Origin of the sequence: Streptosporangium sp. NPDC023963 (assembly GCF_040639135.1) — a bacterium.
In the GTDB taxonomy this organism is placed as follows: domain Bacteria; phylum Actinomycetota; class Actinomycetes; order Streptosporangiales; family Streptosporangiaceae; genus Streptosporangium.
Window position 1 is genome coordinate 86445 of the sequence record NZ_JBEZZK010000018.1, and the last position, 23851, is coordinate 110295.

The window sequence follows — 23851 nt, forward strand, 5'->3', positions numbered from 1 at the left end:
GGTGAAGCGCACGCGCGACCGCGGAGGAAAGCACCCGGGCCACGAGGCCCGCGCTCGAGGACGCGCGCCGCGAGGGCTGCGCCGTCGCATGGCGGTCGTCGGCCTGGCATTCGCCACCCTGACCCTCGGCACCCCGCTGGTGGCCGCCACCGCGGACCCCGAGCCCAGCCTCCAGCAGCTGGCCAAACAGGCCGAGAAGCTGCACCAGGAGATCGGCGTCCTCGCGGAGCGCTACAACGGCGAGCGGGTCAAGCTCAAGCAGGCCCAGCGGGCCGCCGAGAGCGCCAAGAAGACCCTCGCGTCGAGCGAGTCCGAGCTGGCCTCCCGTCGCACCAAGGCCACCCTCCTGGCGCAGAGCACCTACATGTCGGGCGGCCTGAACTCCGGGCTCGCCTTCACGCAGGCCACCGATCCCGACACCTTCCTCGACCAGGCCACCACCAACTACGCGCTCCAGCAGCAGCAGAGCGAGGAGGTCGCCCAGGTGAGCCGGGCGATCGAGGCCGCCGAGCGGGCCCAGGCCAGCGCCAAGGCCAGGACCGCGGAGGTCAAGAAGCTTCTGGCGGAGATCGACGGCAACCGGACCAAGATCGAGCGGTTGGTCGACCGGGTCGAGAGCGACCTGTTCAGCGAGGTGCGCACCAGGGCCGTCAGCAACAGGGGCGCCCGGGTGAAGACGAACGTGCCCATCGTCGGCAGCGGCAAGGCCGCGGAGGCCACCCGCTGGGCGCTCACCCAGCAGCTGAAGCCGTACGTCTGGGGCGCCGAGGGGCCCAACTCCTTCGACTGCTCCGGCCTGGTCATGTGGGCCTACCAGAAGGTCGGCATCAGCCTGCCGCACTACACCGGCGACCAGTGGACCGCGGGCACCCACGTATCCAGGAAAGAGCTGCGCCCCGGCGACCTGGTCTTCTTCTACAGCGACCTGCACCACGTCGGGATCTACATCGGCGCGGGCCTGATGGTCCACGCCCCCCAGACGGGTGACGTCGTCCACATCACCACGATCGACAACCGGCCCTTCGTCGGAGGCGTCCGCATCGCCGCCTGAACCGGCTCCGGCGAACGGGTCCGCGGGCGCGTCCGGTCCGCACGCATGTCCGGCCCGCACGCGTGTCCGGCCCGACCTGCCGGACACGCGGCGGTGCGTCAGATCAGGCGGCGGCGGGCCGCCCAGGCCACGGCCTCGATCGCCGTGGCGACGCCGATGCGGTCGCAGATGCCCCTGAGCCTGCGCCTGACCGTCCGGCCGCTGATGTCGAGGCGACGCCCTACCCGATCGACCGTGACACCCTTGGCGAGCTCGGCCAGCAGCACGAGGTCGTCGTCACTGAGACCGATATCGCTCATGCCCAGGGGGCTGTCGCCATGGCGTGAATCCACTTCTGGATATGCCATCAAGAGTCACTCCCCCCACTCTGGAAACCGGGTGCGAGACGCCGGAAATGAATACCGTCCGCCAGGAACGGTAAACGCCTTGTTCAAAGGTCGTCAAGTTCCACTCTTCATAGCGTGCGTCCAGTATTGACATAGCAGGCGCTACGTGAAGTACTCATGATATGTCAGTGCCTTTGCGGCTATGTCATGATCGAGCCCAGGCACGAGCCGGCAGGCGTCCCTGGCTGCGACGACCGAAGTCCTGGCAGAACAAGGTTTCGCCGGAACCGCCGCCCCGCCGGGCACCCCGAAGCCGCCCCCTCGGGGATCCGGCCCGCCCGCATTTCTCGGGAAAAATTGATCTCTTCCCGGCGACCATGTCCTCACCACCTTGACGGCACACCACGGATAACGCGGAAATATGAGGGTCAAGAGCGGAGCTTTGCGGCATTCGCGAAGTGCCACGTGGCGACGACGGAACGTCCGGGCGATATTGGGCCTACTGGAAATGGATTTCTGCACCATACGGAAATGCGTCCGATATTGCGCGGGATCATGGGTTCAACGGCCGTCTCCCACCCGCCGGGTGCGCCCGGGCGCCTCGGCCGCCTCCGCGGGAAACACCCCGACCCGTGAGCATCGGTGAGGGCCGGTCAGGGTCGGTGAGGGCGCTTCGCCCGGGGACCCCGGGGCGCTCGCACGGGGAACGGCCCGGAGACGGCCGGGGAACCGCTCCACCGCGACCCGGCCGCGCGACTCGTGCTCCGGCTCGCGTCCACCGGCGCGGGACGGCCCGGGACGCCGGTCGGCGGAGAGCGCGGCGCCGGCGCCGCCCGGCGCGGCCGACCAGGCTCTCGGGCGCTCTCCCGGACCGGCCGACCAGGCCCTCGGGCGCTCTCCCGGCCCGGCGCCCCACGGGATCCCGGCCGGATCACGCCCCGATCCCGAGCGGTGACCGGGGTCCGGCAGGGATCGCGTCCGGCCTCGTCCGCGGCGCGCGCACGGCCGGGAACCCGCCGTCTCCGCCCGGGGACCCGCCGTCGCCGCTCGCCGTCGCCGGGAGGCGACGGCGCCCCTCATGGCGGTGGCACCGGGCCGTGGTGCCCGGCCCGGTGCCACCGTACGGGGAGAACGTCCTCGCGCGCCGACCGCCGGGTTCAGCCGGTCGGCTTGACCAGCGGGAACAGGATGGTCTCGCGGATGTTCTTGCCGGTGAAGGCCATGACGAGGCGGTCGATGCCGAGCCCCATGCCGCCGGTGGGCGGCATCGCATATTCCAGAGCCGTGAGGAAGTCCTCGTCAAGCTGCATGGCCTCGACGTCGCCGCCCGCGGCGAGCAGGGACTGCTCGGTGAGGCGGCGGCGCTGCTCGACCGGGTCGACCAGTTCCGAGTAGCCGGTGCCCAGCTCGGTGCCGAAGCCGATCAGGTCCCACTTCTCGGTGAGGAGCGGGTTGTCCCGGTGGGTGCGGGCCAGCGGGGAGGTCTCCAGCGGATAGTCCATGACGAACGTGGGCTGGACGAGCGTGTGCTCGACGAGGGCCTCGAAGATCTCCTGGACGAGCTTGCCCTGACCCCACTTGGCGTCCCAGTGGATCTCCCGCGCGTCCGCGAGCTTGCGGACGTGCTCCAGGGGCGTCTCGGTGGTGACCTCCTCGCCCAGCGCCTCGGAGACCGACCCGTACAGGGTGATCCGAGGCCACTTCGCCAGACCGAGGTCGATCTCCTGGCCCTGGTGGACGACCACGGAGTGGCCGAGGGCGGCCAGCACGGCCTTCTGGATCATCCGCTGGGTCAGGTCGGCGATGTCGTTGTAGTCGAGATACGTGCCGTACGCCTCCAGCATCGTGAACTCGGGGTTGTGGGTGGAGTCCGCGCCCTCGTTGCGGAAGTTGCGGTTGATCTCGAAGACCTTCTCCAGACCGCCGACCACCAGCCGCTTGAGGTAGAGCTCGATCGCGATGCGGAGGTAGAGCTCCATGTCGTACGCGTTGATGTGGGTCTTGAAGGGCCTCGCCGTGGCTCCGCCGTGGATCGGCTGGAGCATCGGCGTCTCGACCTCCAGGTAGCCCTCCTCGTGCCAGAAGTCGCGGACGGCCCGGACCACGGCGCTGCGGGTGCGGGCCATCTTCCTGGCCTCGTCGTTGACGATGAGGTCGACGTAGCGCTGGCGGACCCGCGCCTCGGGGTCGGTGAGCCCGGCGTGCTTCTCCGGCAGCGGGCGCAGGCACTTCGACGTGATCGCCCAGCGGTCGGCGAGGATGGACAGCTCGCCCCTGCGGGAGGTGATGACCTCGCCCTCGATGCCCACGTGGTCACCGAGGTCGACGTCGCGCTTCCACGCGGCCAGGGACTCCTCGCCCACCCTGTCCAGGGAGACCATGACCTGGAGGTCGCCGGAGCCGTCGCGGAGCGTGGCGAAGCAGAGCTTGCCGCCGGTCCTGGACAGCATCACCCGACCGGTGACGCCCACTTTGTCGCCCGTCGCGGTGTCAGCGGAGAGATCAGCGTATTTCTGGCGGATCTCGGCGTTGGTCGCGGTGCGCGGGAAGTTCACCGGGTAGGGGTCGACGCTCTCGGAACGGAGGCGGTCGAGCTTCTCCCGGCGCACGCGCATCTGCTCGGGCAGATCCTCGGCGGGATTCGTCACGTCATCGGTCACAGTTCCAAAGGGTACCGATGTGGCGAACCCCGTGAGTTCGCCGGTCGTGCGGCGCGGAAGCCCGTCCTGCGGCGCCGGAACCGGTCATGCGGCGCGGAAGCCCGTCGCACGGCGCGGGAAACGGTCGTGCGGCACGGGGAGAGGCGCCTCCTCCGTGCCGCGGCTCCCTCAGGGGGTGTTGCGATGGTAGATCAGCCGCAGGCCGATCAGCGTGAGCCAGGGTTCGTGCATGTCGATCGAGCGCGCCTCGCTGACCACGAGCGGCGCCGCGCTGCCGGTGGCGACCACGGTGACGTCGTCGGGGTCGACGGCGAGCTCGGCCGCCATCCGCTCGACGATCCCGTCCACCTGACCGGCGAAGCCGTAGATGATGCCGGCCTGGAGCGCCTCGACGGTGTTCTTCGCGATCACCGAGCGGGGGCGGATCAGCTCCACCTTGTGCAGCTGCGCCCCGGCCGCGGCGAGCGCGTCCACCGAGATCTCGATGCCGGGGGCGGTCACCGCGCCGACGTACTCCCCCTTGGCGGAGACGGCGTCGAAGGAGGTGGCGGTCCCGAAGTCGACGATGACGCACGGCCCGCCGTACAGCTGGATGGCCGCCAGCGCGTTGACGATGCGGTCGCTGCCGACCTCCTTCGGGTTGTCCATCCGGACCGGCACCCCGGTGCGGACGCCGGGCTCGACGATCACCGCGTTCACGTCGCCGTAGTAGCGGCGGCACATCTCGCGCATCTCGTTGAGCACCGAGGGGACGGTGGAGCAGATCACGATGCCGTTGACGTCGGCGCCCTTGAGCAGCGGCGACTGCCCGAGCAACCCCTGGAGCACGACGGCGATCTCGTCCGCCGTGCGCCGGGCGTCCGTGGCGATCCGCCAGTGCTCGATGACGTCCTCGCCCTCGAAGAGCCCGAGAACGGTGTGAGTGTTGCCGACGTCGATGGCAAGCAGCATCAATTCCCCCGAAGGTCCAAGGCGATGTCCAGCGCCGGCGCCGAGTGCGTGAGCGCGCCCACGGCAAGGTAGTCGACACCTGTTTCGGCCACGTCACGAGCGACCTGGAGGGTCAGTCCCCCGCTGGACTCCAGCCGTGCCCTGCCGGCGACCAGCCGTACGGCCCGCACCAGCTCCTCGACGGTGAAATTGTCCAACAGGATCTCCTCCGCTCCCTCGGCCAGCACCGGCTCGATCTGGTCGATCCGGTCGACCTCGACCTCGATCGGCAGGCCGGGGTAGGCGTCGCGGACCGCGCGGAACGCCTCGGCGACCCCGCCCGAGGCCACCACGTGATTGTCCTTGATCAGCGCGGCGTCCGAAAGCGACATCCGGTGATTGGTTCCGCCGCCGCACCGGACGGCGTACTTCTCCAGGGCGCGCAGTCCGGGCAGCGTCTTGCGGCTGTCCCTGATCCGGGCCCCGGTCCCCTCGACGGCCAGGACCCAGCGGCCGGTGAGGGTCGCGATGCCGGACAGGTGGGTGAGCAGGTTGAGCGCGGTGCGCTCGGCGGTCAGCAGGTCCCTGGTGGGACCGGTGACGGTCATCAGCACGTCGCCCCTGGCGACGCGCTCGCCGTCCTTGACCTTGCGCTCGGCCACCAGCCGGCCCTGGCCGAGGTGGGAGAACGCGCCCTCGGCCACGGCCAGCCCCGCGACCACGCCTTCCTCGCGGGCCACCACGTCGGCGGTGGCGGTCTGGTCGGCGGGGATGGTGGCGAGGCTGGTGACGTCGCCCGCCTCCCGCAGGTCCTCGGCCGCGGCGGCCTCCAGGATCGCGGTCACCGCCGCCGGGTCCAGGCCCGCCTCGACCAGGTCGTTCTCCACCTGGAGCGGCAGCGCGGTCGCGCGCCGCCCGTGCGGTACGTACGTCATGGCGGTTCCCTCCGCTGTCAGGGTGGTGTCGAGGTGGCCCAGCCACCAGTCGTCGTCGCGCTCGGGAAAGTCCTCACGCCAGTGTGAGCCCCGGGTCTCCCGGCGTTCGCGGGCGGCCGCCACGAGCGCCGAGGCGACCGTCAGCAGGTTGGTGGTCTCCCAGGACTCGGTGCACGGCTCCACCGCCACCGGGGTCCACCTGAGGTTCAGCAGGGCCCTGGCGACCTCGCCCAGGGACTCCTCGCCGCGCAGCACGCTCGCTCCCCGGCTCATGTGCCCCTGGATCCTGGTCCGGGCCCTGGGGTCGATCAGGCCGGTGGGCCGGTCGTCGGGGACCGGCCCACCCGCGACCGGCCGCGTCGCGCTCCCGCCGCGGGCGGTTCGTACCGCGTGGATGTCGGCGGCGATGCGCCCGGCGAAGACCAGGCCTTCGAGCAGGGAGTTGGAGGCCAGCCGGTTGGCGCCGTGCACGCCGGTGCACGCGACCTCGCCGCACGCGTACAGGCCGGGCACGCTGGTACGGCCGCGCAGGTCGGCGCGGACGCCGCCGCTGGCGTAGTGGGCGGCGGGCGCGACGGGGACGAGCTGGGTGACCGGGTCGACGCCGTGCTCCAGGCAGACCGCGTGGATCGTCGGGAAGCGGGTGCGCCACTTCTCCTCGCCGAAGTGGCGGGCGTCGAGGTAGACGTGGTCGGCGCCGGTGGCGCGCATCCGCCGCATGATCGCCTTGGCCACGACGTCGCGGGGGGCGAGGTCGGCGAGCTCGTGGACGCCCTCCATGAACCGGGTGCCGTCCGCGTCGACCAGCACGGCCCCCTCGCCCCTGACCGCCTCGGAGATCAGCGGCTGCTGGCCGGTGGAGTGCTCGCCGAGCCAGAGGACGGTCGGGTGGAACTGGACGAACTCCAGATCCCTGACGACGGCGCCCGCGCGCAGCGCGAGCGCCACCCCGTCGCCGGTGGAGACGACGGGGTTGGTGGTGGCGGCGTAGACCTGTCCCATGCCGCCGGTGGCCAGCACCACGGCCCCCGCCGTGACCGCGCCCACCCCGTCGCGCTCGCCCTCGCCCATGACGTGCAGGGTCACTCCCGCGGTACGGCCCTCGGCGTCCTTGAGGAGGTCGAGGACGAGCGCGTGCTCGATCACCTCGATCCCCGACTCCGCGACGGCCTGGACGAGTGCCCGCTGCACCTCGGCCCCGGTGGCGTCGCCGCCCGCGTGCACGATGCGGTCGCGGCGGTGGCCGCCCTCCCTGGTGAGCTGCAGCGCCCCCGAGGCGTCGGTGTCGAACCGGGCGCCCACCGCGATCAGGTCGCGCAGCGCGTCGGGCCCCTCGGTCACCATGGTCCGGACGGCCTCCTCGTCGCAGAGTCCGACTCCGGCGACGAGCGTGTCCGACAGGTGTTCCTCGGGGGTGTCCCGCGGGTCGAGCACGGCGGCGATGCCGCCCTGGGCCCAGCGGGTCGAGCCGGACGATAGGACGTCCTTGGTGACGACCAGGACCTTCGCCCCCGGGTCGAGGGCGACGTACCGCAGTGCCAGGGTGAGGCCGGCGACGCCGGAGCCCACCACGACCACGTCCGCCCGTACCGTCCAGCCCGGAGCGGGAGCGGTCAACCTCTGGGGAATGGCCGGGATGCTCATAGCCGCCTCCTCGCGGGGTTCATTAGAGGCTGTTGATTTCGTCAGTGTGACGATAACGCGGCCTTCGCGGCGGCTGTTCCCCGGGGTAGGACATTTCGCCCGAACCTTGAAATCACCGCAGCTCGGGAACGTACGCGGCAGCTCACCGGTTACCACTCACCACCAGCCGCTCATCGATCACCGGCCCCCACCGGCCGGTCACCGGCCGCCGGTCACCGCTCGCCGGCTCCCACCGGCGAGCGGCCGGGAGTCAGCGGACGTCGAGCGTGACGTTGTCGATCAGCCTGGTGGATCCCACCCTGGCGGCCACCGCGAGGATCGCCTCACCCGCGTGGTCGTCGCCGACCTCCGCGAAGGTCGCGGGGTCGACCAGGACCAGGTAGTCGAGCGCCAGCGACGGCTCGGCCTCCAGGACGGCGAGCGCGGCCCGGCGGATCTCCGCGGGCGCGCGCCGCCCGGCCCCCGCCGTCAGGGCGCGCGACAGGGCCAGGGCCGTCACCCGGTCGTCCGGTGACAGGTAGCGGTTGCGGCTGGACAGCGCCAGGCCGTCCGGCTCGCGGACCGTGGGCCCGCCGACGATCGAGACCGGCAGGTTCAGGTCGGCGACCATCCTGCGGATCACCGCGAGCTGCTGCGCGTCCTTCTGCCCGAACACCGCCACGTCCGGCTGGACCAGGTTGAACAGCTTCAGCACCACGGTCAGCACGCCGTCGAGGTGGCCGGGCCTGAACTCCCCCTCGACGACCGAGCCCATCCCGCCGGCGGAGACCCCGACCTGCCTGTCCGGCAGGTACATGTCCCCGGCCGAGGGGGCGAACACCACGCTCACCCCCTCGGCCTCGCAGACCTCGAGGTCGGCGTCGAACGTACGGGGATAGCGGGAGAAGTCCTCGGTGGGCCCGAACTGGAGCGGGTTCACGAAGATGCTCACCGCCACGTGCGCGGCCCTCTCGCGGGCCAGCCGGATGAGCGAGCGGTGCCCCTCGTGCAGCGCGCCCATGGTCGGCACGAGCGCCAGCGCGCTTCCCCCGCCGGAGCCGGAGGAGGCGCCCGCGCCGATCCCCAGTGCCTCACGGGCCTTGAGCAGCCCTGCGCGGTCGTCCGCCACGATCACTGGAACCTCCCGGGGGTGCTCCGGCTCCCGGGCCGGAGAGGAATGACGGTCGTCGGAATCCGCCGGTTCCCTTCGCCGGGCGGATTCGGCTCACCGGATCAGCTAACCGGATCGGGTCGCCGGGGCGGGCACCGGGTCGGCACGGGAGCCCCGGGGCCGTACTCCGCCCCCCAGGACGATCTCGTACGCCCCCGGATCCCCTCAGGCCGTACATCGCCTCCCAGGGCGATCTCCGCACGCCTTCGGGCCCCTCAGGTCCATATGTTGCCGCCCAGGGCGTCCAGGAGGCGCTCGGCGGCCTCGGGCTTGAGCAGCCCGGCCGCCAGCGCCCGGTCGGCGGTGAGCCTGGCGAGCGCCACGTAGGCGTCCGCCGCCTCGGGGGCGGCGAGGATCAGCGCGTCCACGTGCCTGCGGACGGTCCCGGCGTCGCCGCGCACCACCGGGCCGGTGAGCCCGGCGATGCCGAGCCTCAGCACGTTCTCCAGGGCCGCGCCGAGCAGCGGGCCGAGCATCCGGCCCGGCTGCTCCACACCGATCTTCTCCAGCAGCTCCGAGGACTCCGCGATGAGCGTCACCATGTGGTTGGCCGCCTGGGCCAGGGCCGCGTGGTAGAGCGGCCGGTCCTCGTCGGCGATCCAGACCGGCTCGCCCTCCATCTCGATGACGAGGGCCTCGGCCACCGGGCGGAGCGGGTCGGGAGCGGTCACCCCGTACGAGATCCCGGTGAGGCGGCGCAGGTCGTCGTCGCGGCCGGTGAAGGTCATCACGGGATGCAGCGCCAGCGGCAGCGCCCCCGCCTTGATCGCCGGGTTCAGCACGGCCAGGCCGTACGCGCCGCTGGTGTGGGCCACCAGCTTGCCGCGCAGATCGGTGCCGGTCTCGACCAGACCGGAGACCAGGCCGGGCAGCACGTCGTCGGGGACCGTCAGCAGGACGAGGTCCGCCCCGGCCACCACGTCCTCCGGCCGGGTGGGGACGAGCCCGAGCCGCTCGACCGCCCGCTCCCTGGAGGCGTCGGAGACCCCGCTCGCCGCGACCACCCGGTGCCCCGCCCTGACGAGCGCGGCGCCGAGCGCCGAACCGACCCTGCCCGCTCCAACCACTCCGACGGCCAGCCGTGCCGGGCGATCGACTGCGTCCATGACGTCCCGTCCTTCGACCATGTGGGGCTCCGTGCCCGATTGACCAGCGTAACGGGCCATGCCGTCCCAACCGTGGCAAGACGCGGGTTCGTAGCGGTCGGTAGCGGAGGCGAGGCTCTCCCCGAGGGGTCCCGGCCGGGCGAACCGGGAGCGTACCGGGCCCGCCGGAGAGCCCGCAGGCCCGGCTCACGCGGCGATCCAGCCGGCGCCGCGCCGACACGACGTCGACAACGATCGCGCAAACCGGTGACAGAATGTAGTCATGCATTCACTCGAAGCGTCAGCGCGAGTCGATCTCGTTCCCCCGCCCCGGCGGGTAGCGTCTGAGAGCGTGTGGCTCACCTGGCGTGCCGCGATGGAGCATGCGCTCTACGGCGAAAGCGGCTTCTACATCCGGGAGCGCCCCTCCAGCCATTTCCGGACCTCGGTCGGCGCCTCCCCCGTCTTCGCCGAGGCCGTGCTGCGCGAGCTGGCCGCGATCGACGAGGCGCTCGGCGGCCCCGACCTGCTCGACCTGGTCGACATCGGCGCCGGTGAGGGCGAGCTGGCGGCGGGTGTGCTCGCCGCGGCGCCGCCCGCGCTCCGGCCGAGACTGCGCGTGACCGCGGTCGACCTGGCGCCCCGGCCGCCGTCGCTGCCCGGGGAGATCGTCTGGTCGAGGGCCGCGCCGGACGGGATCCGCGGGCTGGTGATCGCCAACGAGTGGCTCGACAACGTGCCGGTCGACATCGCGGAGCAGACGGCGGACGGGCCCCGGCTGGTCATGGTCAACGTCACCGACGGTGAGGAGCGCCTCGGTGGCAGGCCCTCCGAGGCGGATCTCGCCTGGCTGGACCGATGGTGGCCGATGCGGGCCATCGGTGAGCGGGCCGAGATCGGCAGGCCGCGCGACAGGGCCTGGGCGTCGGTGATCGTACGGCTGGCGCGCGGCCGGGCGGTCGCGATCGACTACTCCCACGCCCTGGACGACCGGCCGCCGTACGGCACGCTGGCCGGCTACCGGGACGGGGCGATGGTCGCGCCCGTGCCCGACGGCTCGTGCGACATCACCGCCCACGTGGCGCTCGACGCCTGCGCGGCCGCCGGCGAGAGCGCCGGAGCCGTCACGACGGCGCTGACCACGCAGCGTGAGGCGTTGCGCGCCCTCGGGATCACCGGAGGCCGCCCGCCGGTCGAGCAGGCCAGGAACGACCCGCGCGGTTACCTGCAGGCCCTCGCGAGGGCCTCGGAGGAGGCGGAGCTCATCGCCGCGAGCGGCCTCGGCGGGTTCGGCTGGCTGTCGCAGAGCCGTCTCTGACCCGCCGAACCGGTGTCGTTCCGGCGGGGTCCGCGGTCCGGGCGGCGGGGCAGGCGGGGTCCGCGGCCCGGGCGGCGCGGGTGGCGAGGTCCGCGGCCCGGGCGGCGCGGGTGGGCAGGGTCCGCGGCCCGGGCGGCACGGGTGGCGAGGCCGGCGGGGCGCCGCCCGGCCGCCGTGCCCTCGTCGACGGGCGGCACGGGCCGGGCACACTCGCGACCCGTCCGCTTCGGCCGTTTCGACCGCTTCTTCGGCCGCTTCGGCCGATTCGGCCGATTCGTTCGAGGCCGGTTCAGACCCGCACGTCGAGGGAGGTGAGACCCCGGATGACGTAGCCCGGCCCCCAGGCGGGCTCGGCGGCGAGTTCCATCTTCGGGGCCTTGCGCAGCAGGGCGCCGAAGGACTCGATCAGCTCGACCCTGGCCAGCGGTGCCCCGAGGCAGAAGTGGATCCCGGCGCCGAAGGAGATGTGCGGGTTGTCGGCCCGGCCCACGTCCAGGCGGGCGGGGTCGGCGAAGACCTCGGGATCGCGGTTGGCCGAGCCGAACAGCAGCGCCACCTCGGTGCCGCGCGGGATGTCGACCCCGCCCACCGAGATGTCCTCCAGCACCCAGCGCTCGAACATCTGCAGCGGGGTGTCCCAGCGCATCAGCTCCTCGACCGCCGTGGGCAGCAGGGCGTGGTCGGCGCGGAGCCGGTCCAGCTCGGCCGGGTTGCGGAACAGCGACCACCAGCCGTTGCCGGTGACGTTGACGGTGGCCTCGTGCCCGGCGTTGAGCAGCAGCACGCAGGTGCCGACCAGCTCCTCCTCGGTGAGCCTGTCACCCTCGTCGGCCACCAGGGCGAGCGCGCTGATCAGGTCGTCGCCGGGGTCGGCCCTGCGGGCGCGGGCCAACTCGACGAGGTAGGCGGAGAACTCCTCGGCCGCCCGTACGGCCGTGTGCTGGGCCTCGACCGACGGCTGGAGCTCGTACATGCCGCAGATGTCGGCCGACCAGGGCCGCAGCAGGTGCCGGTCGGCCTCGGGGACGCCGAGCATCTCGGCGATCACGGTGACCGGGAGCGGCTCGGCGACCTCGGCGATCAGGTCTCCGCCGCCGCGCTCGACGAAGGCGTCCACCAGTTCCCCGGCCATGCGGGCGACCTTGGGGCGGAGCGCCTCGACCATGCGGGGGGTGAACGCCTTCGACACCAGCCGCCGGAGCCTGGTGTGCACCGGCGGCTCGACATCGAGCATTCCCGCCCTGATCACCCGCCAGAACGGGTCCTGGAACTCGGGGTCGTCCGGCCTGCCGAACTCCTGGTGCGAGGCCACGTGCAGGTAGGAGCGGCCGAGCCTGCGGTCCCGCAGCAGCGCGTTGACGTCGGCGTGCCTGGCCACCAGCCACTGGCCGGTCGGTTCGAAGAAGCTGACCGGCCGCTCCCGCCTCAGCTCGTCGTAGACGTCATAGGGGTGGGCGACGAATTCCGGATTCCAGGGATCAAAGCGCACGTAAGCATCGTAATCCCCGGTTCAGGATCCGGCCCGCTCGTCCGGCTTCCCCCTCTCGACCGGCTCGTCCGCCCGGCCCGCCGGAGCCCCCTGAACCACCGGCGTCTCCGGGCCGGTCCCGCCCTCGGCGCCCTCGGCTCCCTCGGTCTCGTAGCGGGAACGCAGCTCGACCGGCTTCCGCCTCGCCTTGCCGCGCATCCGGATGTTCAGCAGCTCCACCAGCAGCGAGAACGCCATCGCGAAGTAGATGTAGCCCTTGGAGATGTGCTGCTCGAACCCCTCGGCGATGAGCACGACGCCGATCAGCACCAGGAAGGACAGGGCGAGCATCTTGATGCTCGGGTGCCGGTCCACGAAGCGGCTGATCGGCCCGGAGGCGACCAGCATCACGATGACCGAGACAATGACGGCCGCGATCATGACGCCCAGCTCGTCGACCATGCCGACCGCGGTGATCACCGAGTCGAGCGAGAAGACGACGTCGAGGATCATGATCTGGATGATCACCGAGGTGAAGGACGAGGCGACCCTGCCCTCGGAGTGGCCGGAGTCGCCCTCCAGGCTGCCGTGCATCTCGTGGACACTCTTGCCCAGCAGGAACAGGCCGCCGAGTATCAGGATCAGGTCGCGCCCCGATATCCCCTGGCCGAAGACCTCGAACATCGGTTCGGTGAGCCTCACCACCCACGACAGCGCCAGCAGCAGCAGGAGGCGGCTGATCAGGGCGACGGCGAGGCCGAGCTTGCGGGCCTTGTCGCGCTGCTCGGGCGGGAGCTTGCCCACCAGGATCGAGATGAAGATGATGTTGTCGATTCCCAGGACGATCTCCAGGGCGACAAGGGTGAAGAACCCTATCCATATCTCCGGGCTGGTCACCCAGTCCATTGCTTTCTCCTTCGTCGGCCGACGCCCGCACACCGTCGGCTGGCTGCCCGAACGCTTCTTCGGTTGACTCCCAGGACGACCGGGAGAGGCCCTGAGTTCCTTCCCTCTGATCACGCTTCGCTGGCAAATTCGCCGGGCGGTCCCGGCGGCGCTCGCTCCTGCCCCGATATCGGGTTGATCACGTTTCGGACTTGCGGGGCACCGCGGGGTGTCGGTTATAGTTCCCCCGTAGGTCATGAGTGCCAGTGACAAGCCCCGGCTCGCTGGCCGGCAACCCTCGCGTCCGCGGCGGGGTGCCCCGGGTGAGGACCTGGTCCGGCACGAGGTGTGCCGGGCAAGCGCGGGCTCCAGGCACCTGTGTCATGGGTTGGGGTCCGATGACCTCGAAGGAGCCCTGGCATGTCCACCCTGACGATCCTCAGCACCCCCGAGAGCACCGCAGAGAGCGCCGCCGTCGCTCCGGTGACCGTCCCCGAGAGCCGTGTATCCGGCGTGTCCGGCGTATCCGGCGTGTCCGGTGACCGCCCGATCCCGGCCGTGCTCGGCTCGGACCTGGAGGTCCCGGTCAGGGGCGGCAGGCTCGTCCGCTACGCCAACCTCGACTACGCCGCGAGCGCCCCCTGTCTGGAGCCGGTGAGCGCCGCCGTCGCCGCCGCGCTCCCGGCCTACTCCAGCGTCCACCGCGGCGCCGGGTACGCGTCCCAGCTGACCACGGCCCGCTACGAGCAGGCCAGGCACACGGTGCGCGCCTTCGTCGGCGCCCGTTCCGACGACTCGGTGATCTTCACTCGCAACACCACGGACGCGACCAACCTGCTGGCCCGCAGCCTGCCCGAGGGCACCACCGCCGTGGTCTTCGACACCGAACACCACGCCTCGCTGCTGCCCTGGGAGCGGGTCGTGCGGCTGGCGGCCCCCGCCTTCCCCGGCGAGGCCGTCCGCGCTGCCGACGACGCCCTCGCCTCGATCGACGGCCCCAAGCTGCTGGTCGTGACCGCCGCCTCCAACGTCACCGGGGAGCTCTGGCCGATCGCCGCGCTGGCCCACATCGCCCACCGCCACGGGGCCCGCGTCCTCGTCGACGCCGCGCAGCTCGTCCCGCACCGCAGCCTCAACCTGACGGCGCTCGACCTGGACTACGTGGTCTTCTCCGGCCACAAGCTCTACGCGCCGTTCGGCACCGGCGCGCTGATCGGCCGTTCCGACTGGCTGGCCGAGGCCGAGCCGTACCTGCGGGGCGGCGGCGCGGTGAAGGCCGTGAACGACGACGGCACCGAGTGGCACGACGACCCCGAGGCCCGGCACGAGGCGGGAACCCCGAACGTGCTGGGCGCCGTCGCGCTGGCCGCGGCCTGCGACGCCCTGACCGCCACCGGCTGGACCCCGCTGGTCCGCGAGGAGGAGCGCCTCCTCGGGCGCCTGCGCGCGGGCCTCGCCTCCGTCCCCGGCGTGCACGAGCTGTCCCTGTGGGGCCCGGACCACCCGCGCGTCGGCATCGTCTCCTTCGTGGTGGACGGCTTCACCGCCCGCGAGGTCGCCGAGGCCCTGTCCGGCGACTACGGCATCGGCGTCCGCGACGGCAAGTTCTGCGCCCACCCCTTCGTACGGCACCTGCTGGGGGCCAAGGACGGCGGCTGCGACGACGTCACCGCCTCCGCCGTCCGCGCCTCCATCGGCATCGGTACCACCTCCGAGCACGTCGACCGGTTGATCGACGCCCTGCGGGATCTTGCCTCGCGCGGCTGACGTGACAGCATGGCCCTATGACTGAAGGCGCGCCCCGTGAGCTGAACGTGGGGCTGGGAGCCGGGGCCGAGGCCGTGCGGGGGGCGCACGGCAAGGAGCTCGCGACCGAGGACATGATCCTCAACATCGGGCCGCAGCACCCGTCCACGCACGGCGTGCTGCGGCTGCGGCTCACCCTGGACGGGGAACGGATCAGCTCGGCCGAGCCGATCGTGGGCTACATGCACCGGGGCGCGGAGAAGCTCTTCGAGGTGCGCGACTACCGGCAGATCATCGTGCTGGCCAACCGGCACGACTGGCTGTCGGCGTTCGCCAACGAGCTGGGCGTCGTGCTCGCGGTGGAGCGGATGCTCGGCATGGAGGTGCCGGTCAGGGCGGTCTGGACGCGCACGCTGATGGCCGAGCTCAACCGGGTGCTCAGCCACCTGATGTTCCTCGGCTCCTACCCGCTGGAGCTCGGCGCGATCACCCCGGTCTTCTACGCGTTCCGGGAGCGCGAGACCCTCCAGGCCGTGATGGAGGAGATCTCCGGCGGGCGCATGCACTACATGTTCAACCGGGTCGGCGGCCTGAAGGAGGAGATCCCTTCAGGGTGGACGGGCCGGGTCGCCCAGGCCGTGGCCGACGTGCGGCGACGGCTGCCCGACATCGAGAACCTGATCGCCGGGAACGAGATCTTCCTCGCCCGCACGCGCGGGGTGGGCGTCCTCGACCGCGAGACGATCATGCAGTACGGCGTGAGCGGCCCCATCGCCCGCGCCTCCGGCGTCGACGTCGACCTGCGCAGGGACGAGCCGTACCTCGCCTACGGCGAGCTGCCGGTGAAGGTCGTCACCCGGTCGGCGGGAGACTGCCACGCCCGCTTCGAGGTGCTGCTGGAACAGGTGAAGGTCTCCCTCGACCTGGCCGACGCCTGCGTGGAGCGGCTCCTCGACCTGCCCCCGGGGCCGGTCAACCAGCGCCTGCCCAAGGTGCTGAAGGTCCCCGAGGGCCACACCTACGCCTGGACGGAGAGCCCGCTCGGCCTGAACGGCTACTACCTGGTCTCGCGCGGGGAGAAGACGCCGTGGCGGATGAAGCTCCGCTCGGCCTCCTTCAACAACGTCCAGGTGCTGCGCGAGATGCTTCCCGGCTACCTGGTCGCGGACATGGTCGCCATTCTGGGCTCGATGTTCTTCGTCGTCGGCGACATCGACAAGTGACGAGTAAGGCACGGTTGGAACCGCATGATCGAACCCGGTGAGGATCAGGAGAGGGCGGCTCCCCCCGCCCCCTCGACGCTCCCCACACCCCCGGCGTCCCCCGCACCCCCGGCACCCCCCGCCCCCTCCGCGCTTCCCGCACCCCCCGCCACTCCCGTTCCGGGAGCCCCCGGACCCGCCGCGACCGGAACCGCCGGAACTCCCGCCACCGCGACCACCGCGACCTCGGGGCCCGTGCCGCCAGAGGTCCCTCCGGCCGGGGGCGGGCCACGGCGGGACCGGTACGTCGACTGGCTGCGCGCGTTCAGCCTGATCGTCGTGGTCGTGTGGCACTGGGCCTTCACGATCCTGCAGTGGGGCCCCGACGGCCCCTCGCCGACGAGCCCGCTGGGCTTCACCTCGGGCCTGTGGATCCTGACATGGCTGCTGCAGGTGCTGCCGCTCTTCTTCTACGTGGGCGGACACGTCCACCTGCTGTCGTGGAACCGGGCCTGCGAGCGCGGGGTCGGCATCGGCACCTTCGTGTGGCGGCGCATCCGGAGCCTCGCGATCCCCGCGCTGGCACTGGCCGGAACCTGGATCGTGTTCGGCGCGCTCGTGGCGTGGGCGTTCGGGGTCGAGTGGATGGACCGCGTAGTCCTGCTCGTCATCAGCCCGCTCTGGTTCATCGGCGTCTACCTCGTGCTGATCGCCCTGCTCCCGATCTCGCTCTGGCTGCACCGGCACTACGACGTGCTGGCCCTGATCTGGCTGGCGGGGGCGGCGCTCGTCGTCGACGTGCTACGGCTGCGCTACGGGTACGAGGCCGCGGGCTGGCTCAACATGATCATCGTTTGGGGACTGGCCCACCAGGCGGGTTTCTTCTACGACAGGGTGGTGAAGCTTCCCCGCCGCTTCGACGTCGCCATCCTGTGGACCGGGCTGTTCGCCCTCTTCGGCCTTGTCTACTCGGGCATCTACCCGGGTTCGATGGTGGGCGTTCCCGGCGACAAGCTCTCCAACATGGCGCCGCCCACCTTCGTCATCGTGGCACTCCTGATCTTCCAGATCGGCCTGGTGGAGGTGCTGAGGCCGTCCATGGAACGCCTGCTCGAACGTCCCAGGTGGCAGCGCGTGAACGAGACGGTCAACCGGTTCGCGCTCCCGCTGTTCCTGTTCCACACGACCGGCATGGCGATCTGGGTGGCGCTGACCTGGTGGCTGGTGGGCGGCGGGCCCGGCGTCGGGGTGCGGCCGGACCTGTTCTGGTGGCTGGAGCGCCCCCTGGCCGTCGCCGGGGCGCTGGTCTGCACGCTCCCGGTCATCATGCTCTTCGGACGCAAGTGGACGGCGAGACGACGACGCTAGCGTGGCCCCGCGGGGACGGGACCGGCGTCGCGCCCGGGCCGGCGGACGGCCAGGTGGGGCCGCCGGCACCGGAGCCTCAGCGGTCGTCGTCCGCGGAGTCCTTGGGCACCTTGCAGCAGTGCTCCAGGTACAGGGCCGAGCAGATCAGGAGCACGCACACCAGCATCGACCCGCCGGTGATGAAGAAGTCGCGGCGGGGGACCTCCTGTTCCAGCAGCTCCACCGTGTAGAGGGTGAACCCGGCGAAGATCCCGCCGAAGATCGCCCCGCCGTACGCGGAGGCCTTGGCCAGAGCGGCCAGGCGGGCCACGGCCAGGGGCTCGACGGGCTTGGTGTCGGGCTTGCGCTCGATCCTGGCCTTCGTCATCCACCCGCTGTAGAACTCGCCGATCGCCAGCAGCAGCACCGTCGGGATCGCCGTCCACGGCACGGTCGGCAGATCCGAGTAGAGGGGCCTGAGGAGCGCCCAGGTGAGGATCGCGAACACGATGAAGATCCCGATGAGGACACCGGGGCGGGTGGGCTTCACACGGGCCTCTGGAGGGTCAGGTCGGGGCGCGGCCGTACATAGCCCTGGTCGAGACCGGCCAGCAGGTCGGCCACCCGGCGCCCGGAGAGGACGGCGCCGGGATCGGCCCGCACCCAGGGGACCAGCACGAACGCGCGCTCGTGCGCCCTGGGGTGCGGCAGGGTGAGGTCGGGGTCGTCCATGACGACGTCCCCCACGGTGATCAGGTCGACGTCCAGGGTGCGCGCTCCCCAGCGCTCCACCCGGACCCTGCCGAAGGCGTTCTCCACACCTTGAGCACGATCGAGGAGCGCCCGGGGTTCCAGCGCGCTCTCGGCGATCACCACCGCGTTGAGATAGGCGCCCTGTTCCGGACCGCCGACCGGGTCGGTCTCGTAGACCGGCGACACCGCGACGAACGTGAGCTCCGGCTTCTCGAAGAGGGCGCCGAGCGCGCCTCGCAGGGTGCCGAACCGGTCGCCCAGATTGCTGCCGAGCGCCAGGACCACCCTCATGCCCGGCCCCGGGTGATCGTCACGATCACGTCGTCGAACGGCAGCGGGATCGGCGCGGCGGGCTTGTGCACGCTCACCTCCGCCGCCTGGACGAGCTCGCGGGCCAGGCAGACGTCGGCCAGGCGCTGGGCGAGGGTCTCGATCAGGTCGACCGGCTCGCCTCCCACGACCCTCGCCAGGTCCTCGGCGAGCTCGCCGTAGTGGACGGTCCTGGTGAGGTCGTCACCGGCCGCCGCCGGCGCCGTGTCGAGGAACAGGGTGACGTCGACGACGAACTCCTGGCCGAGCTCCCGCTCCGCCGCCAGCACGCCGTGCCGCCCGCGCACCCGCAGCCCTCTGAGGCTGATCCGGTCACCGGCCGTCCTGCCGGACTCGCCGAAGGGCAGGCCGTACGCCACGGCCCCGGACGAGTCCAGGGCCAGGTTCTCCAGCGGATCCAGCGGCAGGCCGCCGATCGGACCGCCGGCCGGCTCGTCGGCCGGATCCCCGATCAGGTCGTCGACGCCGTCGTCGATCCGCAGGGGCCGCCCCTCGGCCACCGGGTGACCGCCACCCCCGCCGGACCGTTCACCGGTGCGCTCGCTCACGCGGCTTCCTCTTCCTCGTCCTCGTCGTCTCCCTGCAGCACGGGTGAGCCGTGGTGCAGCCAGAGCCGCCACCCCGCCGACGTCCGCACGAAGGTGTTGCTCGCGACCACCTTGCCCGCCGCGAAGCTGGAATCACCTTCGTCGCCCGCGGTGAGGATGTTCTCCTCACAGGTGAGGATGGCGACGTCGCCCAGGACCATGACGCGGACGTCGGTCAGCACGAACTGGATGTAGGGCGTGTTGGCCATGATGAGCGCCCACGAGCGCAGCACCTCCTGCCGGCCGTTCACGATCGGCCAGCCCGGATGGACGCAGCTCACCTGCTCGCCCTCGATGTCCTCGGCCCAGATCTCGGTCATCCGGTCGAGGTCGGCGTCCTCGATGGCGGTGTAGAACGCCTGGTTGACCGTCTCGACGGCGGTGGTGTCGACGCTCATGATCTCGCTCCCTGAACTGCGGCAGCCACACGGACGGCGTCCGCGTTCGGACGGACGTCGTGCACGCGCACACACCAGGCCCCCGCCTGCGCGGCGAGCGCGGTCACGGCGAGCGTGGCATCGTCACTACGACTGAAAGGGCGCGGCACGCCCTCCGGGTCGGCCAGGAGGCGACCCAGGAAGCGTTTCCGCGAGGCGCCGACGAGCAGCGGGTAACCCAGCTCTCCGAGCCTGTCGATGCCCGCGATCAGCGCCCAGTTGTGTTCGGGGTTCTTGGAGAAGCCCAGCCCCGGGTCGAGCACGATCTGCTCCTCCGCCACCCCCTCGGCCAGCACCGAGGCGATCCGCTTGGCGAGCTCCTCGCGCACCTCGGTCACCACGTCGCCGTACACGGCCCTGCGATCCATGGCGTGGCTGTGCCCCCGCCAGTGCATCACCACGTACGGCACGCCTGAGGCGGCCACGACCCTCGGCATCGCCGGGTCGGCCAGCCCTCCGCTGACGTCGTTGACCAGTTTCGCCCCGGCCCGCACGGCCATCTGGGCGACCTCGGCCCGCATGGTGTCGACGCTGACGGTGACGCCCTCGCGGCTCAGCCCCCGGATGACCGGCTCGACCCTGGCCAGCTCCTCCTCCAGCGGCACCCGCGCGGCGCCGGGCCTGGTGGACTCGCCGCCGACGTCGACGATGTCGGCGCCCTGCTCGACCAGCTCCAGGCCGTGACGCACGGCCACCGCCGGGTCGAACCACCTGCCGCCGTCGGAGAAGGAGTCGGGAGTCACGTTGACCACGCCCATCACGAGGCACCGGCCCGCGTCCGGCAGCCCGGGCACACTCCACGTAGTCATGGCGACAAGCCTAGGCGTTGCGCCCTGTACGCCCGTCTCGTGGGTCCGGCTTGCGCCATAACGAATCCGCACACCCGTCACAGGGCGGACGGCCCTCGGCCGGTGTCCCGCCCGGAACGTCTGGCTGGCATGCGTTCTCCTCCACTCGGAGCCGGCGGCTCCGCGAGACCCTCGGGCGTGGCCGTCTCGATCCGAGAATCGGAGAGAACCCGATCGGGGCGCCCTGCCCTGCCGGGTGTGGCGATATTAGCCCGGCCAAGGTCGGCTTGGGGGCGGAAACCCCGCCCGGTCCGCCGATCGGCGGTCCGGGCGGGGTCGGCGTCCGTACGGGCTCTCGAAAGCGCGGGACGGCGATCAGCGGATGATGAGGGCCATCGCCTCGGCGCGGGTCTTGTCACTGTTGCGGAAGTCCCCGCGCACGGCCGAAGTGATCGTCTTGGCCCCTGGCTTACGGACCCCCCGCATGGTCATGCAGAGGTGCTCGCACTCGATCACGACGATGACCCCCCGCGGCTCCAGCACGTTCATGAGCGCGTCGGCGATCTGGGAGGTCATCCTCTCCTGCACCTGGGGGCGCCTGGCGTACACGTCGACGAGGCGGGCGAGCTTGGACAGGCCGGTGACCTGCCCCTTCGCGTTCGGGATGTAGCCGACGTGGGCCACGCCGTGGAACGGCACGAGGTGGTGCTCGCAGGTCGAGTAGACCTCGATGTCGCGCACGAGCACCATCTCGTCGTGGTCGACGTCGAAGACCGTGGTCAGGACGTCCTCCGGGGTCTGCCCCAGCCCGGCGAACTGCTCCGCGTAGGCGCGGGCGACGCGGGCGGGGGTGTCGCGGAGCCCGTCGCGGTCGGGATCCTCACCGATGGCGATGAGGATCTCCCGGACCGCACCTTCCAGCCGGGCCGCGTCGACCTGGAGCGGCTTGGCACCACCCACGCTCAGTTCACGTCCTTGGGCGAGACGTCGGGGTGGCCCGTCCCCGCCGGAAGGGCGCCGTTGCCACCGGCCTCGCCCGCGGGGAGCGAGCCGTTGCCGGACTGCTCCTTGCGGGACAGGATCGGCGGGCGGTTGGAGGGCAGCCGCTTGCCGTAGCCGGAGTAGGAGGGCCGCTTCTCCTTGACGACGACCGGGGCGAAGATCTGCAGCACCTGGTCGCGGGAGAGGGTCTCCTTCTCCATCAGCTCCAGCACCAGGTTGTCGAGCACGTCGCGATATTCGACGAGGATCTCCCAGGCCTGGTCGTGGCCGGACTCGATGAGACGGCGGACCTCCTCGTCGATCGTGGAGGCGATCTTCTCGGAGTAGTCGCGCTCGTGGCCCATCTCGCGGCCGAGGAAGACCTCGCCGTTGCCGCTGCCGAACTTGCGGGCGCCGAGCTGCTCGCTCATGCCGTACTCGGTGACCATGCGGCGGGCGATGGAGGTGGCCTTCTCGATGTCGTTGGAGGCGCCGGTGGTGGGCTCGTGGAAGACGAGTTCCTCCGCCGTACGGCCGCCGAGGAGCATCGCGAGCTGGTCCAGCATCTCCGAGCGGGTCGCGAGGAACTTGTCCTCCATCGGCAGCGTCATCGTGTAACCGAGGGCGCGTCCGCGGGACAGGATCGTGATCTTGTGGACCGGGTCGGAGTTGGGCAGCGCGTGCGCGACCAGGGCGTGCCCGCCCTCGTGGTACGCGATGATCTTCTTTTCCTGGTCCGACATGACGCGGGACTTGCGCTCGGGGCCGGCCATCACGCGGTCGATGGACTCCTCGAGCAGCTCCATCGTGATCAGCTTCTCGTCGGCCCGCGCGGTGAGCAGCGCGGCCTCGTTGATCACGTTGGCCAGGTCGGCACCGGTGAAACCGGGCGTCCGGCGGGCGATGATGTCGAGGTCGACGCCCTCGGCGAAGGGCTTGCCGCGGCCGTGCACCTTGAGGATGCCCTTGCGGCCCTCGAGGTCGGGGCGGTCGACGGTGACCTGGCGGTCGAAACGACCGGGACGCAGCAGCGCCGGGTCGAGGATGTCGGGCCGGTTGGTCGCGGCGATCAGGATCACGCCGCCCTTGACGTCGAAGCCGTCCATCTCGACGAGGAGCTGGTTCAGCGTCTGCTCGCGCTCGTCGTGGCCGCCGCCGAGACCGGCGCCGCGGTGGCGGCCCACCGCGTCGATCTCGTCGATGAAGATGATCGCCGGAGCGTTCGCCTTGGCCTGCTCGAACAGGTCGCGGACCCGGGAGGCGCCGACGCCGACGAACATCTCCACGAAGTCGGAGCCGGAGATGGAGTAGAACGGCACCCCGGCCTCACCGGCGACGGCCCTGGCGAGCAGGGTCTTGCCGGTTCCGGGCGGGCCGTAGAGCAGGACGCCCTTGGGGATCTTGGCGCCGATCGCCTGGAACTTCGCCGGGGCCTGCAGGAACTCCTTGATCTCCTGGAGCTCCTCGATGGCCTCGTCGGCACCCGCGACGTCGGCGAAGGTGGTCTTCGGGGTGTCCTTGGTGATGAGTTTCGCCTTCGACTTGCCGAAGTTCATCACCCGGGAGCCGCCGCCCTGCATCTGGTTCATGATGAACAGGAAGAACAGCACGATGAGAACGATCGGCAGGAAGCTCACCAGGAGCCCGAGAAGGAAGTTCTCCTTGGGCACGTCGACGTTGTATCCGCCGGGCAGCTTGTTGGCGTCCTCGGCCGTCTGGAGCCTGTCGGCGAGCTGCACACCCTGGCCCGTCACCCACGAGGAGTAGTAGCGCTTCTTGTCGGTCAGAGTGACCTCGATGCGCTGGTCCTTGTCGATGATCTTGGCGTTGGAGACCTTGCCCTCGTCGATCCAGCTGATGATCTGGGAGGTGTCGCGTCTCTCGAAGTTGCCCTCACCGCCCCACATGGTGGTGACGAGAAGAAGCAGAACGACGATGCCCAGGATCCACAGCAGTGGCCCACGTGTAAATCGCTTGAGATCCATCCGATGCGGAACCCCGGCGGGCCCGTCCCTTCCTGACCAGAGCCTGGCAACCCCGGGCGAACCCGGGGTTCGCGGTATCCCTAACCGCTCCAACTGACTACCCAGAGACGGCGGGAGGCCACCTCTTCGGTTGTCCGAAGGTACACCGGCATGACGCGCGGGGTCACCGCGCGGACAGACCGGCTTTGCCCTACCAACGTACGTCAGGTAGGTCCGTGTTCCCCGCCGCTATGGGCAATGTCG

Annotated in this window: 19 protein-coding genes, 1 pseudogene and 1 riboswitch; of the genes and pseudogenes, 5 read left to right on the forward strand and 15 right to left on the reverse strand. The window is 71.2% G+C overall.

The genetic code is table 11. From position 1 onward, the window contains the following. The first annotated feature begins 1 nt into the window (after window position 1). Entirely contained in the window at window positions 2-1051 is a 1050-nt protein-coding gene (locus AB0F88_RS36660; protein ID WP_362695271.1) for an NlpC/P60 family protein, read from the forward strand. Window positions 1052-1149: 98 nt separating this feature from the next. On the opposite strand, the gene AB0F88_RS36665 is transcribed toward AB0F88_RS36660, so the two are convergent. The 6 genes and pseudogenes from AB0F88_RS36665 to AB0F88_RS36690 form a co-directional block, all read right to left on the reverse strand. Beyond that, on the reverse strand, window positions 1150-1350 hold the full coding sequence (locus tag AB0F88_RS36665) for a LuxR C-terminal-related transcriptional regulator (RefSeq protein ID WP_030905642.1): 201 nt from the start codon (window positions 1348-1350) through the stop codon (window positions 1150-1152). A 1184-nt stretch (window positions 1351-2534) separates the two neighbouring features. Further along, window positions 2535-4037: a bifunctional lysylphosphatidylglycerol synthetase/lysine--tRNA ligase LysX gene (gene lysX, locus AB0F88_RS36670; RefSeq protein ID WP_362695274.1), complete on the reverse strand. Its 1503-nt coding sequence runs from the start codon at window positions 4035-4037 to the stop codon at window positions 2535-2537. Between the two features lie 168 nt (window positions 4038-4205). Beyond that, window positions 4206-4988, reverse strand: a complete 783-nt coding sequence (locus AB0F88_RS36675) for a type III pantothenate kinase (protein ID WP_362695277.1) — start codon at window positions 4986-4988, stop codon at window positions 4206-4208. Continuing rightward, on the reverse strand, window positions 4988-7546 hold the full coding sequence (locus AB0F88_RS36680) for an L-aspartate oxidase (protein ID WP_362695280.1): 2559 nt from the start codon (window positions 7544-7546) through the stop codon (window positions 4988-4990). Before AB0F88_RS36680 ends, AB0F88_RS36675 begins: the two co-directional genes overlap by 1 nt. A gap of 250 nt (window positions 7547-7796) precedes the next feature. Beyond that, window positions 7797-8564, reverse strand: a pseudogene (gene panC / locus AB0F88_RS36685) (pantoate--beta-alanine ligase); the annotation flags it as partial. Window positions 8565-8911: 347 nt separating this feature from the next. Then, window positions 8912-9802 (reverse strand): DUF2520 domain-containing protein, encoded by an 891-nt coding sequence (locus tag AB0F88_RS36690; protein WP_362695283.1) that lies wholly within the window; start codon window positions 9800-9802, stop codon window positions 8912-8914. A 331-nt stretch (window positions 9803-10133) separates the two neighbouring features. Here AB0F88_RS36690 and AB0F88_RS36695 point away from each other — a divergent pair, with 331 nt between their 5' ends. Beyond that, the gene (locus AB0F88_RS36695; protein WP_362695286.1) at window positions 10134-11099 is read left to right on the forward strand and encodes an SAM-dependent methyltransferase; all 966 of its coding nucleotides are present in this window, start codon (window positions 10134-10136) and stop codon (window positions 11097-11099) included. A gap of 289 nt (window positions 11100-11388) precedes the next feature. On the opposite strand, the gene AB0F88_RS36700 is transcribed toward AB0F88_RS36695, so the two are convergent. Together AB0F88_RS36700 and AB0F88_RS36705 are read right to left on the reverse strand one after the other, a co-directional pair. Continuing rightward, a complete protein-coding gene (locus AB0F88_RS36700) occupies window positions 11389-12588 on the reverse strand; it encodes a cytochrome P450 (protein WP_362695289.1) in 1200 nt (399 codons plus the stop codon). A 21-nt stretch (window positions 12589-12609) separates the two neighbouring features. Continuing rightward, window positions 12610-13473 carry a TerC family protein gene (locus tag AB0F88_RS36705; RefSeq protein ID WP_362695291.1) on the reverse strand — a complete coding sequence of 288 codons (864 nt, stop codon included), beginning with the start codon at window positions 13471-13473 and terminating at the stop codon, window positions 12610-12612. A 231-nt stretch (window positions 13474-13704) separates the two neighbouring features. Further along, window positions 13705-13820: riboswitch (SAM riboswitch) on the forward strand. Window positions 13821-13872: 52 nt separating this feature from the next. Here AB0F88_RS36705 and AB0F88_RS36710 point away from each other — a divergent pair. The 3 genes from AB0F88_RS36710 to AB0F88_RS36720 all read left to right on the forward strand — a co-directional run bounded on the left by AB0F88_RS36710 (window position 13873) and on the right by AB0F88_RS36720 (window position 17768). Beyond that, entirely contained in the window at window positions 13873-15219 is a 1347-nt protein-coding gene (locus tag AB0F88_RS36710) for an aminotransferase class V-fold PLP-dependent enzyme (protein ID WP_362695293.1), read from the forward strand. 17 nt (window positions 15220-15236) lie between these two features. Continuing rightward, on the forward strand, window positions 15237-16421 hold the full coding sequence (locus AB0F88_RS36715) for an NADH-quinone oxidoreductase subunit D (protein ID WP_362695295.1): 1185 nt from the start codon (window positions 15237-15239) through the stop codon (window positions 16419-16421). Between the two features lie 234 nt (window positions 16422-16655). Next, on the forward strand, window positions 16656-17768 hold the full coding sequence (locus AB0F88_RS36720) for an acyltransferase (protein ID WP_362695297.1): 1113 nt from the start codon (window positions 16656-16658) through the stop codon (window positions 17766-17768). A 76-nt stretch (window positions 17769-17844) separates the two neighbouring features. Here AB0F88_RS36720 and AB0F88_RS36725 read toward each other — a convergent pair whose 3' ends face one another. The 7 genes from AB0F88_RS36725 to ftsH all read right to left on the reverse strand — a co-directional run bounded on the left by AB0F88_RS36725 (window position 17845) and on the right by ftsH (window position 23608). Beyond that, the gene (locus AB0F88_RS36725; RefSeq protein WP_362695298.1) at window positions 17845-18297 is read right to left on the reverse strand and encodes a DUF3180 domain-containing protein; all 453 of its coding nucleotides are present in this window, start codon (window positions 18295-18297) and stop codon (window positions 17845-17847) included. After that, a complete protein-coding gene (gene folK, locus AB0F88_RS36730) occupies window positions 18294-18791 on the reverse strand; it encodes a 2-amino-4-hydroxy-6-hydroxymethyldihydropteridine diphosphokinase (protein ID WP_362695299.1) in 498 nt (165 codons plus the stop codon). Before folK ends, AB0F88_RS36725 begins: the two co-directional genes overlap by 4 nt. Beyond that, entirely contained in the window at window positions 18788-19177 is a 390-nt protein-coding gene (gene folB / locus AB0F88_RS36735; RefSeq protein ID WP_362695455.1) for a dihydroneopterin aldolase, read from the reverse strand. Before folB ends, folK begins: the two co-directional genes overlap by 4 nt. A 197-nt stretch (window positions 19178-19374) precedes the next feature. Further along, entirely contained in the window at window positions 19375-19815 is a 441-nt protein-coding gene (locus tag AB0F88_RS36740) for a nuclear transport factor 2 family protein (protein WP_350972537.1), read from the reverse strand. Next, the gene (gene folP, locus AB0F88_RS36745) at window positions 19812-20663 is read right to left on the reverse strand and encodes a dihydropteroate synthase (RefSeq protein ID WP_362695301.1); all 852 of its coding nucleotides are present in this window, start codon (window positions 20661-20663) and stop codon (window positions 19812-19814) included. The genes AB0F88_RS36740 and folP overlap by 4 nt, the downstream gene beginning before the upstream one ends. Window positions 20664-21017: 354 nt before the next feature. After that, window positions 21018-21602 carry a GTP cyclohydrolase I FolE gene (gene folE / locus AB0F88_RS36750; protein WP_362695303.1) on the reverse strand — a complete coding sequence of 195 codons (585 nt, stop codon included), beginning with the start codon at window positions 21600-21602 and terminating at the stop codon, window positions 21018-21020. Window positions 21603-21604: 2 nt separating this feature from the next. Next, complete coding sequence (ftsH, locus tag AB0F88_RS36755; protein ID WP_362695305.1) at window positions 21605-23608, reverse strand: ATP-dependent zinc metalloprotease FtsH; 2004 nt, start codon at window positions 23606-23608, stop codon at window positions 21605-21607. Window positions 23609-23851: the final 243 nt, after the last annotated feature.

Bases quoted from the DNA above. Each gene is read 5' to 3' on its own strand.
- AB0F88_RS36665 (WP_030905642.1), bottom strand. From the start codon at position 1,350: ATGAGCGATATCGGTCTCAGTGACGACGACCTCGTGCTGCTGGCCGAG.
- AB0F88_RS36675 (WP_362695277.1), bottom strand. From the start codon at position 4,988: ATGCTGCTTGCCATCGACGTCGGCAACACTCACACCGTTCTCGGGCTC.
- AB0F88_RS36680 (WP_362695280.1), bottom strand. From the start codon at position 7,546: ATGAGCATCCCGGCCATTCCCCAGAGGTTGACCGCTCCCGCTCCGGGC.
- AB0F88_RS36690 (WP_362695283.1), bottom strand. From the start codon at position 9,802: ATGGACGCAGTCGATCGCCCGGCACGGCTGGCCGTCGGAGTGGTTGGA.
- AB0F88_RS36705 (WP_362695291.1), bottom strand. From the start codon at position 13,473: ATGGACTGGGTGACCAGCCCGGAGATATGGATAGGGTTCTTCACCCTT.
- AB0F88_RS36710 (WP_362695293.1), top strand. From the start codon at position 13,873: ATGTCCACCCTGACGATCCTCAGCACCCCCGAGAGCACCGCAGAGAGC.
- AB0F88_RS36715 (WP_362695295.1), top strand. From the start codon at position 15,237: ATGACTGAAGGCGCGCCCCGTGAGCTGAACGTGGGGCTGGGAGCCGGG.
- folK (WP_362695299.1), bottom strand. From the start codon at position 18,791: ATGAGGGTGGTCCTGGCGCTCGGCAGCAATCTGGGCGACCGGTTCGGC.
- AB0F88_RS36740 (WP_350972537.1), bottom strand. From the start codon at position 19,815: ATGAGCGTCGACACCACCGCCGTCGAGACGGTCAACCAGGCGTTCTAC.
- folP (WP_362695301.1), bottom strand. From the start codon at position 20,663: ATGACTACGTGGAGTGTGCCCGGGCTGCCGGACGCGGGCCGGTGCCTC.
- ftsH (WP_362695305.1), bottom strand. From the start codon at position 23,608: ATGGATCTCAAGCGATTTACACGTGGGCCACTGCTGTGGATCCTGGGC.